Genomic DNA, 13,278 nt, shown 5'->3' with positions numbered 1-13,278 from the left:
TATGACAGTACAGTGATGACATCCATTAAGCACCTATAGCAGTGTGGCCCCCGCTGGGGGCCACACTGAGGTTAGGCCAATCCCAGCAAGGCGTTGAGGCGGGCTATTTCTTGCCGCCACTGCGTCTGTAGCGCGGGTTTCTGGTGCTTCGCCTTACGCGCCAGGTCTTCAGCCAGCCGGTTTTCCAGTTCAACCAGTTGCGCCAACAACCTGTCGGCTTCATCGATACGCTCTGATGTCACCTGTGACGCCACCGCTGGTGGCGGTGCCGAAGAGGGTGCGGTGTCAGCAGATGCAGCCCCCAGACGCTGATAGATCAGGTCCAGATCGTGCCACTCGCTCAACACGCCGTGCTCAACCAGCCAGAAGCGGTTACAACTCTGGCTTATCAGCGCCCGATCATGCGTTACCAGCAACATACCGCCAGCAAAGGTTTTCAACGTCTCGGCCAGCGCCTCTTTGCCCTCCATGTCCAGGTGGTTGGTCGGCTCATCCAGCATCAACAACCCGTAACGCGCCAGTGACAACCCGACAAACAGCAACCGGGCACGTTCGCCGCCGCTCAGGGTGGCGACGGTTTGCTGATGGCGCGACCACGGGAAACCGGCGCTGATCAAGGCCATTTTGCGGTCCTGCGCCACCGGTGCGAACGGTGTCAACGCATCAAACAAGGTGTCGTCATCACGCAATTGATGCAGCGTCTGGTCGTAATACCCCAGCCGGACACGGGGATGCAGGCGAATGGCTTCATCCTGCGTCGGATGCTGGTATTGCTGCCATAACAGACGCAACAACGAAGACTTGCCACAGCCGTTGCGGCCAATAATCGCCACCCGATCACCACTTTTCACTCGCTGCAACGGCAGGGTGAACAATGCCGGATGTTCCGGTGCCGGGCTTACCGCCAGCGCCGTCATCTCCAGCAGACGATCCGCACTCAGCGCTTCGCCATGCAGCGCCAGTCGCCACCGACTACCGGCGGTCAGCTCGGTTTGATCCTCTTTTAGCCGTTCGATACGTTTTTCCATCTGCTTGGCCTTGCGCGCCAGGTCTTCGTTATCATAGACCTTGCCCCACATCGCCAGCCGCCTGGCACTGGCGGTCACACGGTCGATTTCCTTCTGTTCCGCGTTGTGACGCAGTGCATCACTGCGATCACGCTCCGTCAGCGCGGCACGGGCAGCGCTACAGGGCAATCCAAAGTAATGCAACTGTTGGTCACGCAGGATGTAACTGCCGTTGGTGACGTTATCCAGCAACTGGCTGTCGTGAGAAACCAACACAAAGCTGCCGCTCCACTGTTGCAGAAACTGCTCCAGCCACAATAATGTCGGCAAATCCAGATGGTTGCTCGGCTCATCCAGCAGCAACAGATCCGGCGAAGTAATCAGCGCTCTCGCCAGCAGCAGCCGGGTATGCTGGCCGCCGCTCAACGTGCCGGAGGGCAGCAGCCAGTCCTGTTCGCCAAAGCCCATTTCCGCCAGCAAGGTTTCCGCCCGCCAACGTTCGCTGACGCGCTCCATTTCAGGAAGGCGTGCCAGCACCGCCTCCAGCATCGTCAACGAATGCAAATCCACTGGCAGATGCTGCTCAACGCGTGAAAGCAGACAGTGATTAGCGAGCGTCACATTGCCGCGATTTGGCGATAACGTACCGTCCAGTAGTTTTAACAGTGTGCTTTTGCCGCAACCGTTATGACCGATAAGACCAAGGCGGTCGCCCTGATTCAGGGTAAAAGAAATGTCGTTCAGCAGAGGGCCGAAAGGGGTATCCACGCTCAAAGCGTGTACTGTCAGTAAAGTGCTCATTGCTTACTCAAGAGTTACAGGCACAATTGTGCCTCGTCAACACAACGCCGACGATAACCCGGTAAGGCTGAGAGAAGGGAAAATACGGTTTGCTTCGCTCAAGCCACCGTTATCGCAGCACGATATCGATAACGCTTGAGCAGCGGCGATCACCAAGAAGATGTGAAGTGTTAAACATTTCACAGAGCAGCATAATTATCCTCCTTAATTGTTATCCAAAGGTTAATCGATGCCCGGATTGTAACGGCAACGGGCGGGCTACGCCACCCGTTTGCAGATTATTTCCCTGCCAGCATCACCAGCGCCACACCTATCAGCACCAGGCAGAATGCCAGCCGCAACACCACCACCGGCAGTTTGTGCGCCAGCGCCACCCCCCACGACACACTGAGAATGCCGCCAATCGCCAGCGGGATGCCGGTCGCCCAGTCTACATTACCGGCCTGAGCGTAAGATGCCAGCGCGGCCAGTGCGCCGGGCACCACCAGCGCCAACGCAATGCCCTGCGCCTGCGTTTGGGTGAAACCGAACAGTGTCACCAGCGCCGGCACCACCACCAGCCCGCCACCCACGGTAAAAATACCGGACATGAAGCCGCTCGCCACACCGAGCGCAGGAAGATAACGTTTTGATAATACTGAGGTCGGCGTGCGACTGCGCTGGCTGTTGACCCACTGCCAGATGTAGTACGTCGCCAGCACCAGCAGGAAAATGGCAAACGCCTGTTGCAGGTTATCAACCTGAATGGCGGCAGCCATGTGCGCGGCAACATAGGCCGACACCGTAGCGAAAGCGCACAGCATCAGCGTCATGCGGGTATCTATCTTGTTGCGCTGTCGGTAGCGCAAAAAGCCTATCAGCACGTTCGGCGTAATCATAATCAACGCCGTACCCTGCGCGAGGTGCTGGTTCATACCAAACAGCATCCCTAACACCGGAATGGCGATCAGCCCGCCGCCGATGCCTAACATCCCGCCGCACACCCCAAGTCCCATCCCCAGAATCAAACACAACACCACATTGGTCATCAGCAAACTGGCCATAACTCACCACCACACCCGTTATATCGCTTGTTTATTATTCGATTATTTATTATTCAATTGATGGCTGAACGATTGCTCGCTGACCAGCAGCCCAACGGCTCGGCCAGCAGTTGGCCAGCGTAGCTCGAACAATGCGCCGCCTGATGGCGCAGGGCCACAACTCACCTGCCCGCCATGCGCCTGAGCAATCGCCTGCACCACCGCCAGCCCCAACCCACTGCTTTTGCTGTTATCCACACGCGACTGTTCACCACGCTGAAACGCCTCAAAAATCAGCCCGGCGAACTGCGGGTCAATACCAGGACCACTGTCTTCAACCCGCAGATACGCCCACCCACGTTCTACCGCTGTCCGGATGTGTAACGGTCCGGGGGTGGCATGTTTTTGCGCATTCTCCAACAATGCCAGCAGCGCCTGACGAATCCGCACCGGATCACATTGCACCACCCGGTCTTCCAACGCCAGCGACAGGCTAAACCCAGCGCTTTGCAGCGTGGGACCAAACGCATTGACGACCTCGTTCACCTCGTCAGATAAATGGGTTGAAGCCCAGCGCAGTTCAAGATGACCACTCTCTGCCAGCCCGACCACCCGCAAATCCTCAATAAGCCGTCCCAGCCCTTCTACCTGCGTCAGCAGATTGCGAAACAACCCGATATCGGGTTCGAATACACCTTCGGTCAACCCCTGCAGCCGGCCACGTAAAATGGTGACCGGCGTGCGCAGTTCGTGCGCGATGGCGGCATTCCAGAACGCCCGTTCCTGCGCCATGCGCTCCAGTCGCTCCGCCATGGTATTAAAGTCACGCACCAGCAATGCGGCTTCCCCCAGCGAGTAATCGTCGGTTTCGGCGCGCGCATTCAGCTCACCTTCGGCGATTTGGCGCAAACTATGCGCTACCGAATTCAACGGCACCAGAATACGGCGCGACAGACGAACCGCCAGCACCGATGCTATCATCAGCGCCAGTAGCGTGGTGCCCCCCATCCAGAACCACTCTATCGTGGTCGGCATCCACTGATCATTCGGCGACAGGCTTTCTGGCGAAATCGTCAGCATAAATGCATAGAAAATATAAGAGCCAACCACCATCACCAGCGTGACGGACAACGCCAGCAGCGTCATGGAGCGCAGAATTTGTCGGCTTAAGCTGCCTTTGTGCTTCACGATGATTCACCCAGCCGGTAACCAACGCCGCGCACGCTGGACGGCACGCCGATAAGCCCCAGCCGCTCCAGTTTCTTACGCAGTTTGCTGATGTGGCTGTCTACAGTGCGTTCCAGAGAATCCCCTTCCGGCAGGCAAGATACCAGCAGTTCCTCACGGCTGAAGACCCGCCGCGGCGCACGGGCCATATGGGCTATCAACCGAAATTCGGTTAGCGTCAGATCCAACGGCTGGCTAACGCCATTGCATTCCACAACCACTTCATGGCTTTCCAGATCGATTTGAAAAATACCGGTACGCAGGAAACGCGGCGACTGACGCTCGGCTCGCAGCCCGGCGCGGCGCAACACCGCCTGCACCCGCGCCACCACTTCAGCAGGATTGAATGGTTTAACCACGTAATCGTCAGCGCCAATCCGCAAGCCCATCAGTTTGTCGATATCCTGATCCAGCGCAGTCAGCATAATCACCGGCGTATCGCCACGCAGGCGAATCCCCGACAGCACCTGCCAGCCATCAACCTGCGGCATCTGCACATCCAGCAGCACCAGATCCGGTTTCATGGAAAGATGAAGCTCCAGCGCCTGACGCCCGTTGGCGGCATGAAGGGTGCGTAAACCGCTACGTGTCAGGTAAGCCCGGAGAATATCGGCAATTTCTGGTTCATCTTCGGCGATAAGCACCAATCCATGGATCTCGTCAGCCATTGGCATGGATGGCGTATGCACAATCATCAGTCATCTCATTAATAAAAAATGCAAGGTTCTCCATCATATCTCCATATTTCCCCAACGAAAACCGCACACAACAGGCGCACACTCCCGCAGTCTGGCCGCCCTATGGCCGATAACCAGAGATTACGACGTTATATGAATATCAGGAAAACGCCTCCATACCCGGTCGCCTATATTTTATCGGTGCTGCTGCTGGCAACGCCCGGTGAAACGCAGGCGAACGGCGAAGTCACTCGCCTGCCCGTGTCACTGAAGCAGTTGTGCCGCCACGGCGTACTGCTGGCGCTGGTAGGTCTGCTACTGGCCGGCTGCGACCAGCGTGACGCGCCAGTCGAATCACCGCCGGCGAAAGTCACCGTCATGGCCGCTAAACCGATGCCCATCACCCTGACCGACGATCTACCTGGCCGGGTCACCGCCGTGCGCACGGCAGAAATTCGCCCGCAGGTAGGCGGCATCATCCAGCGCCGCTTATTTGAACAGGGTGCAGAAATCCGTGCCGGACAGCCGTTGTTCCAGATTAACCCGGCGCCGTTCAACGCTGATGTCGATACCGCCAGCGCCGCGCTGCAACGCGCCCAGTCGGTGCTGAACCGGGCGCAAATTCAGGTCGCCCGGCTCAAGCCATTACTCAGCACCGGCGCTATCAGCCAACAAACCTATGATGATGCGATAGCACAACGCGACCAGGCTGCCGCCGATGTGGCACAGGCTCGCGCCACGCTGGCGCGTCGCCAGCTTGACCTGACCTTCGCTACGGTCGAGTCCCCGATTGCGGGTCGTATCGACCAGGCGCTGATTACCGAAGGCGCGCTGGTCAGCACCAACGACAGCACGCCGCTGGCACGAGTTCAACAAATAGACCAGGTATATGTTGATGTACGGCAACCCGCGTCTTCACTGGAGCAACTGCGCGACATGCTGAACAAGCACGCCGGCAGCAGTGACGGCATCCCGGTGGTGATACTGCGCAGCGACGGCACCCCCTACCCGATGTCAGCACGTATTCTGTTTTCCGGCATGAATGTGGATACCGGCACCGGCGACGTGCTGCTGCGAATTCTGGTCGATAACCCACAGCGACAGTTACTGCCGGGGATGTTCGTACGCGCTCGCATCCCGTTCGGCCATTACCCGGATGCTCTGCTGGTGCCGCAACAGGCCGTCACACGCAACGGCGGCGAGGCCAAAATCTGGGTCGTTGATGAGCAAAACACGGCGCACGCCATCACGGTTGAACCTGCCGAGCTGATCAACCGGCAGTATCGTATCCGTGCCGGGCTTAATGCCGGTCAACAGGTGGTGATCGAAGGCGGGGAAAGGTTGAGCGAAGGTAGCTGTGTGGCGACCCAACACTGGAAAAAGGTGCCGTCTGCCACTGATGTGGCGTCACGCTAAGAGTCGGGGAGTTTAGGTATCATGCCGCAATTCTTTATCCATCGCCCGGTGTTTGCCTGGGTGATCGCCTTGTTCATCGTCCTGCTGGGAACCCTCGCTATTCCCCAGTTGCCTGTCGCGCGTTATCCGTCCGTCGCGCCGCCGATGATGACAATTAACGCCTCTTACCCCGGCGCAACGCCCCAAACGATGAACGATTCGGTAGTCGGGTTGATAGAACGCGAGTTGTCCGGCGTAAAAAACCTGCTGTATTTCGAATCATCCGTGGATACGTCCGGTTTGGCGCAAATTAATGTCACGTTCAAGCCGGGCACCGACCCGGAATTGGCGCAGGTGGACATACAAAACCGCATCAAATCGATTGAACCCCGGCTGCCGCAAACGGTCAGGCAAAACGGCCTGCAGGTAGAGTCCGCCTCATCCGGCTTTTTGATGTTGGTCAGCCTGACCTCCGATAACACACGTTACGATCAGGTAGCGCTGAGCGACTACATGGCGCGCCACATTGTCGAGGAATTGCGACGGGTTGAAGGGGTTGGCCGCATCCAGTTATTTGGTGCAGAGCAAGCTATGCGTATTTGGGTTGATCCGAACAAGCTGCTGTCTTACGGACTGACCATGAACGACCTGTCAACCTCCATCACCCAGCAGAACGTGCAAATCGCCCCCGGACGGGTTGGCGATGCCCCCACTCTGCCGGGACAGCGCGTGACCATTCCGCTGACGGTGCAAGGGCAACTGGAAACGCCGGAGCAATTCGCCGCGATGATACTGCGCGCCAGAGAAGACGGTTCACGGGTGGTGCTGGCCGATGTGGCGCGCATCGAGCTGGGTGCGCAATCTTACGGCTTTTCCGTGCGTGAAAACGGTAAGGACGCCACCGCCGCCGCCGTTCAACTGGCGCCGGGTGCCAATGCGGTACGTACCGCCAACGCCATCGCACAACGTATGGCCGAGTTGAAAATATCCATGCCGGCAGGCATGAACTATTCATTGCCGTTCAACACCGCCCCATTTGTCAAAATCTCTATCGAGCAGGTGCTCAGAACGCTGATTGAGGCGATGGTGCTGGTGTTTCTGGTGATGTACCTGTTTTTGCAAAATGTTCGTTATACCCTGATCCCGGCGATTGTTGCGCCCATCGCTCTGCTCGGCACCTTCATGGTGATGCTGGCCGCGGGTTTCTCCATCAACGTGCTGACGATGTTCGGCATGGTGTTGGCGATAGGCATTATCGTGGATGACGCTATCGTGGTGGTGGAAAACGTTGAGCGGCTGATGGCGCAGGAACGGCTGTCGCCCAAAGCGGCGACCATCCGCGCGATGAAGGAGATCACCGGCGCGATTATCGGCATCACGCTGGTGCTGTCTGCCGTGTTTATTCCGATGGCGTTCGCCAGCGGCTCCGTGGGGGTGATTTACCGACAGTTTACCCTGTCGATGGCAGTTTCGATCCTGTTCTCGGCATTTCTGGCGCTGACGCTGACACCCGCGCTATGCGCCACGCTGCTGACGCCGATTGCCGACGGTCATCATCAGAAACGCGGTTTTTTCGGCGGCTTTAACCGCCGCTTCGAACAACTCACGCAGCACTACGCTACCGGCACCCGCGCACTGCTGCGCCGTTCCGGCAGCATGTTGCTGCTGTTTGCCGCACTGACCGGCGCACTGGGGTGGCTGTTCCAGGCATTACCGTCCGACTTTCTGCCGGAAGAGGATCAAGGGTATTTTATGGCCTCATTCCAGCTACCGTCGGACGCCACGCAAGCGCGTACGCTGGACATCGTCAAAACCTACGAACACCATGTCGCTTCTCGCCATGGCATTGAGTCCAACATGTCGATTCTCGGCTTCGGTTTTTCCGGCTCCGGCCCTAACGCCGCCATGGCTTTCACCACGTTAAAAGACTGGTCTGAACGCGATAATACCACCACCCGCGCCGAAGTGGCGCTGGCGCAACAGGCGATGTCATCAATCCGGGAAGGCACCGCCATGACGCTGATGCCGCCGGCTATTGATGAGCTGGGCACCTCATCAGGTTTTACCCTGCGCCTGCAAGATCGCACCGGTCAGGGTTATCCGGCGCTCAAAGCGGCGGAGGCTCAACTGCTGACGCTGGCGGCGCAGAGCCACATCGTCACCAGCGTCTACCCGGACAGCCTGCCGCCCGGTAGCACAGTGCGACTGGATATTGATCGCCAAAAAGCGCAAGCGCTCGGCGTGTCGTTCAGCACGCTTAGCGATACGCTATCGGCCGCCATCGGCTCACTGTATGTAAACGACTTCCCGAACGCTGGCCGGATGCAGCAGGTGATCATTCAGGCCGATGCGCCGGCACGTATGCAACTGGATGACGTGCTCAAACTGTATGTGCGCAATACCGCAGGCGGTATGGTGTCGCTGAAAGAAGTGGTCACGCCGGTCTGGAGCGATACCCCGTTGCAACTGACGCGCTATCAGGGCGTTCTGGCGGCGCGAATCTCCGGCATTGCCGCACCGGGCGTCTCCAGCGGCAAGGCAATGGCGGAGATGGAACGGCTGGCCGCGCAACTGCCGCCAGGTTTCAGCATCGAGTGGACCGGGCAATCGCTACAGGAACGGCAATCCGCCACACAAGCGCCGATGTTGCTGCTGCTGTCGATGGTGGTGATATTTCTGGTGCTGGCGGCACTGTATGAAAGCTGGTCGATTCCCCTGTCAGTGATGCTGGTGGTGCCGCTGGGGCTGCTCGGCGCCGTGCTGGCGGTACTGCTGCGCGATATGCCAAACGATGTGTTCTTCAAGGTGGGACTGATTACCGTCATTGGGCTGTCCGCCAAGAATGCCATCCTGATCGTCGAGTTCGCCAGACAGCTGCGCGAGCAAGGGTATGAACTGGCTGATGCCGCAGTGATGGCAGCACGCCTGCGCCTGCGCCCGATCCTGATGACTTCGCTGGCGTTTGCGCTGGGAGTGGTACCGTTAATGTTGGCGTCAGGCGCCAGTGCGGAAACCCAACACGCCATCGGCACCGGCGTATTCGGCGGTATGGTCAGCGCCACCGTACTGGCGGTGTTTTTCGTACCGGTGTTTTTTGTGGTGGTGATGAACCTACAGGAACGCTATGACCGCTGGCGCAAAGCCCGTCGAACTCAAAACATGACCGATCACTAAAACGATGGGAACGGCGACCAGCCCGAAAGTCACGGCAGGTCGCCGAACGGGAAAAGAAACGCAAGCTGTTGCTCGCCCGGCATCCACGTAGTAATCAATGCACGTAGTAATCAATGATAGTAAAAAGCCCATCGGCACCAGTGCCGACGGGCTTTTTACATCAGAACAGACCTCAACGACAAACATTAGCGACCAACCGAGGCACTAGCGGGCAAGCACCCGCCGGGTCGAAGCCGGGTTATTCACCAGTTTTTCCGCAGGCCGGACAGGTCGCCGAACCAGTTCGCCGCCACAGTTGGGACAGTGGCCGTGCAGTCTCTCCTGCGCACAATCAGCGCAAAAGGTGCATTCAAATGAGCAAATCCGCGCCAGCAATGAATCCGGCGGCAGGTCAACATCACAACATTCGCAGTTAGGCCGTAATTCCAGCATAGTGTGTACTCCTGTTGTTCAGGGGTTATCCCGTTATCATGCCTGCCTGAGGTTACGCTGTCAGCAATCGGCTTGCCAGCCAGTCATCCGCGCTTTTTACCCCCGGCAGTACAAAGAAATAACCGCCGCCAATCGGCTTGATGTACTCCTCCAGCGGTTCGCCATTGAGCCGTTTCTGCACCGTCAGAAAACCTTTTTCCAGATCGGCCTGATAACAGACGAACAGCAGCCCCATATCCAACTGGCCGGAATTGGAGACGCCCAGCGAGTAGCTGTAGCCGCGGCGCAGCATCAGGTTGGCGCGGGTTTCCGGGGTACGCGGATTAGCCAGACGAATATGCGCATCCAGCGGAATCACCTTACCTTGCGGGTCGCGGCTGTAATCCGGTTCATCATGTTCGTGGGCCATGCCCAGCGGCGCGCCGCTGTGTTTTTCCCGACCAAAAATGGTTTGCTGCTCCTGCAGTGGCGTGCGATCCCAGAATTCAACATGGAAACGGATGATCCGCGCCGCCTGATAACTGCCGCCCACCGCCCATGCGGGTTCACCGGACTCTGCGCCAACCCACAGGATCTGATCCATCAACGCCCTATCTCTGGTATCAGGGTTAGCAGTGCCGTCTTTGAAGCCCAGCAGATTAACCGGCGTTTCCTTGCCTTTACTGCGTGCCGCGTGCGCGGAGATAAATCCTTCCCGCTTCCAGCGCACACTGAGCAAGTCCGGCGTCTGTTTGATGATATCGCGCAGCGCGTGCAGCACCGTTTCGTTAGTATTGGCGCAAATCTGCAACAACAGGTCGCCATGACACAAGCTGGCGTCCAACGCATCATTGGGAAAGCGGGTCATGCGTTGCAGTTTCAGCGGCTTGAGCGCCTGCAAGCCAAACCGCTCATCAAACAGCGATGCGCCAACCGACACGGTGATGGTGAGATTGTCCGGATAGATCTCCGGTCCCATGATGCCGGAGTCCAACGGCGGCAGGCGCGGATCAACGTCCGGCACCTTGCCGCCCTGCGTCAGAAACGCGATACGCTGAGTCAGCAACTGGAACAACCGGTTTAGATCGGGCTTGCTGGTCGCCAGCACATCAAACGCCACCAGCATCATCGCCGCCTGTTGCGGCGTGACGATCCCCGCCTGATGTTCGCCAAGAAACGGCTGTTTTTCCCAGCGTTCATCCTGCGGCGCCTGCGGTTTATCTTCCGCCTGCGCCAGCCGGTCAGCGCCGAGCGCCAACGCCCCGCCCATCATGCCCAGCCCCTGCAACAAGCGACGACGCGACGGCGAGGCAATGTCCGGTTGCGCCGCCGGACAAGCAGAAGGGTGAGAAGCGTGTGGCCCGTCCTGCGGGCCAGTGGTATGACTCATGATAGCTCGCCTCAGTCCAGTCCAAGCACGCCACGCAATTGCGCCAGGTCTTCCGCCAGTGTGGTGATCGGCCCTTTCAGCGCCGTGCGGTCGGCATCACTCAGTTTTTCGTAGGATTCAAATCCGTCTTTAGTTTTGTACTTCGCCAGCACGCCATCGACTGTTTTGAAGTTGGCGTCGATCTTGCCAAGCAACGGCTTATTGGCTTTCTCCAGCAGTGGGCGCAGCAGGTTGACAATTTTCTGCGCGCCGTCAACGTTGGCCTGGAAATCCCACAGATCGGTGCGGCTGTAGCGATCTTCCTCGCCGCTGATCTTGGTTGCGGCGACTTCTTCAATCAAGCCGGATGCGCCGCCCACCACCTTACTCGGCGGGAATGTCAGGCTGGCGATGCGTTTTTGCAGTTCCTGTGTATCGGCATACAGTTGATCGGCGTAATGCCCCATACCTTTGGTGGAGTGATCGGCAAACAACGCTTTCTCCAGCCGGTGGAAACCGGTGAATTTCGGGTCATCGGCTTTCTTCTCGTAGTCGTCTTCACGGGCATCGATACTGCTGTCCAGATCGGAGAACAGTTCGGCAATCGGCTCAATACGTTCGTAGTGCTGACGGGTCGGCGCATACAGCTTACGTGCCTCTTCCAGCTTGCCGGCTTTGATAGCGGCGGTGAACAGTTTGGTCTGCTGCACCAATCCTTCCACTTCTTTGGTAACGTACACTTTGTATTCGGCAATCGGCCCGACCAGATCCAACACGTTGGTTTTTGCGACGGCGGCATCATCGCTGGCAGTCACTACCAGTTTACCTTTCGGGTTGCTAAGCAGACCGCACGTCATGTCGTACTCTCCCGGCTCCAGGTTGGCAGTCATTTTCTGGGTAAAGCCCGGTGCGATATTCTCACGCTCTTCCACCACCATCACCCCTTTGAGGATTTCCCATTCCAGGTTTTTCTGGCTGGCGTTGGTGACGACAAACTGCGTTTTACCCGCGGCTACCGTGACTTGCATCGGCTCGCACTGCTTGTCATTAACCGTTATCTTAACCTGCGGAATATCCGCGGCCAGCGCATTGAATGCAGGAAAAACCAGCAGGGCAGCGCACAGCGCTGAGCGGCGGAACAATGGTGTAGACATAGAATTATCCCTTTTACATTAATTGTTAACTGTGATAGTTGTTAGTTGTGACAATAATTAATGGTGATGCTTACGCGCCATCGGCGCCGTGGCTGGCTCCATACGTTGCGGCATGAAAAAGAACACCAGCGCCGGAGTCAGATACAGAAAATAGACCACCACTTCGCTAACCGTCGGGGTTTCCTGATAGCCAAACATCCCTTCCAGCAGCGTGCCAGTCAGGGTATGGGTTGACAGCGTGGCGCTAAAATCGAACGCGATTTGCTGAAATTGATTCCACAACCCCGCTTCGTGAAAAGCGCGGATTGCTCCGGCTGCCAGACCGGCGGCAACAAACAGAATGAACAGGCTGCTCCATTTGAAGAACTGGGCCAGCCGCAGTTTCACTCCCCCCCAATAGATCATCATCCCGACCACGACGGCACACAGCAGCCCCAGTACAGCGCCGAGCGGCGCGTAAATGCCGACATCCTGCTGGAATGCCGCCAGCAGAAAGAACACCGACTCCAGCCCTTCACGCGCCACGGCGAAGAACACCATCGCCACCAGCGCCCACCCCTGACGTCGGCTGGCACTGAGCGCCTGATCGATAGCGCCTTCCAGATGAAGGCGTACCGAACGCGACACCTTGCGCATCCAAAACACCATGTAGGTCAGAATGATCACCGCAATAACCGCCACTATCCCTTCAAATAGTTCCTGTTGTTTTTGCGGAAACTCGCCGGTAGTGGCGTTGATGAACACCCCAAGCGCTAAACATAACGCCAGTGCCAGCGCAACCCCTATCCAGACCGCCCCTAACCACTGTTCACGCTGGGTGCGTTTCAGGTAGCTGGCAATCAGGCTGACGATCAACGCGGCCTCCAGTCCCTCTCGGAACATGATGAGTAATGGAACGAACATGGATGAATACTCCTTCAGGCAAACCCAGCACGCAGACGAGCACACTGCGCAGGAATACAAATAGGATAAAGAATGATAATAGTTCTTATTAATGAGAAAATGTAAGGTGGGGTAAAGTAATTTTTTCTAATCAAATAT

General features: G+C 57.6%; 10 protein-coding genes. 2 read left to right on the top strand and 8 right to left on the bottom strand.

Annotation, left to right across the window (positions count from 1 at the left end):
- Positions 1-71: 71 nt before the first annotated feature.
- The 4 genes from Dpoa2040_RS05715 to Dpoa2040_RS05700 all read right to left on the bottom strand — a co-directional run bounded on the left by Dpoa2040_RS05715 (position 72) and on the right by Dpoa2040_RS05700 (position 4,752).
- On the bottom strand, positions 72-1,808 hold the full coding sequence (locus Dpoa2040_RS05715) for an ABC-F family ATP-binding cassette domain-containing protein (protein ID WP_168640604.1): 1,737 nt from the start codon (positions 1,806-1,808) through the stop codon (positions 72-74).
- A 278-nt stretch (positions 1,809-2,086) separates the two neighbouring features.
- A complete protein-coding gene (locus Dpoa2040_RS05710; RefSeq protein WP_168640603.1) occupies positions 2,087-2,851 on the bottom strand; it encodes a sulfite exporter TauE/SafE family protein in 765 nt (254 codons plus the stop codon).
- Between the two features lie 42 nt (positions 2,852-2,893).
- On the bottom strand, positions 2,894-4,018 hold the full coding sequence (locus Dpoa2040_RS05705) for an ATP-binding protein (protein WP_042869689.1): 1,125 nt from the start codon (positions 4,016-4,018) through the stop codon (positions 2,894-2,896).
- Entirely contained in the window at positions 4,015-4,752 is a 738-nt protein-coding gene (locus Dpoa2040_RS05700) for a response regulator (protein WP_050569425.1), read from the bottom strand. The genes Dpoa2040_RS05705 and Dpoa2040_RS05700 overlap by 4 nt, the downstream gene beginning before the upstream one ends.
- Before the next feature lie 135 nt (positions 4,753-4,887).
- Between Dpoa2040_RS05700 and Dpoa2040_RS05695 the strand changes: the two genes are divergently transcribed.
- Together Dpoa2040_RS05695 and Dpoa2040_RS05690 are read left to right on the top strand one after the other, a co-directional pair.
- Positions 4,888-6,150 carry an efflux RND transporter periplasmic adaptor subunit gene (locus Dpoa2040_RS05695; protein WP_128569698.1) on the top strand — a complete coding sequence of 421 codons (1,263 nt, stop codon included), beginning with the start codon at positions 4,888-4,890 and terminating at the stop codon, positions 6,148-6,150.
- 21 nt (positions 6,151-6,171) lie between these two features.
- Positions 6,172-9,303: an efflux RND transporter permease subunit gene (locus Dpoa2040_RS05690; protein WP_168640602.1), complete on the top strand. Its 3,132-nt coding sequence runs from the start codon at positions 6,172-6,174 to the stop codon at positions 9,301-9,303.
- Positions 9,304-9,507: 204 nt separating this feature from the next.
- Here the strand turns inward: Dpoa2040_RS05690 and Dpoa2040_RS05685 are convergent, their stop codons facing one another.
- The 4 genes from Dpoa2040_RS05685 to efeU are packed head-to-tail and all read right to left on the bottom strand — an operon-like array spanning position 9,508 to position 13,140.
- A complete protein-coding gene (locus Dpoa2040_RS05685) occupies positions 9,508-9,735 on the bottom strand; it encodes a DUF1272 domain-containing protein (RefSeq protein ID WP_042869687.1) in 228 nt (75 codons plus the stop codon).
- 52 nt (positions 9,736-9,787) lie between these two features.
- Positions 9,788-11,104, bottom strand: a complete 1,317-nt coding sequence (efeB, locus tag Dpoa2040_RS05680) for an iron uptake transporter deferrochelatase/peroxidase subunit (protein WP_168640601.1) — start codon at positions 11,102-11,104, stop codon at positions 9,788-9,790.
- An 11-nt stretch (positions 11,105-11,115) separates the two neighbouring features.
- Positions 11,116-12,237, bottom strand: a complete 1,122-nt coding sequence (gene efeO / locus Dpoa2040_RS05675; protein WP_168640600.1) for an iron uptake system protein EfeO — start codon at positions 12,235-12,237, stop codon at positions 11,116-11,118.
- A gap of 57 nt (positions 12,238-12,294) precedes the next feature.
- Positions 12,295-13,140: an iron uptake transporter permease EfeU gene (efeU, locus tag Dpoa2040_RS05670; protein WP_168640599.1), complete on the bottom strand. Its 846-nt coding sequence runs from the start codon at positions 13,138-13,140 to the stop codon at positions 12,295-12,297.
- Positions 13,141-13,278: the final 138 nt, after the last annotated feature.

The organism is Dickeya sp. CFBP 2040, assembly GCF_012273755.1.
Taxonomy (GTDB): Bacteria; Pseudomonadota; Gammaproteobacteria; order Enterobacterales; family Enterobacteriaceae; genus Dickeya; species Dickeya poaceiphila.
Note: the sequence above shows the minus strand (reverse complement) of the source record. Positions and strands in the feature narration are given on the sequence as shown.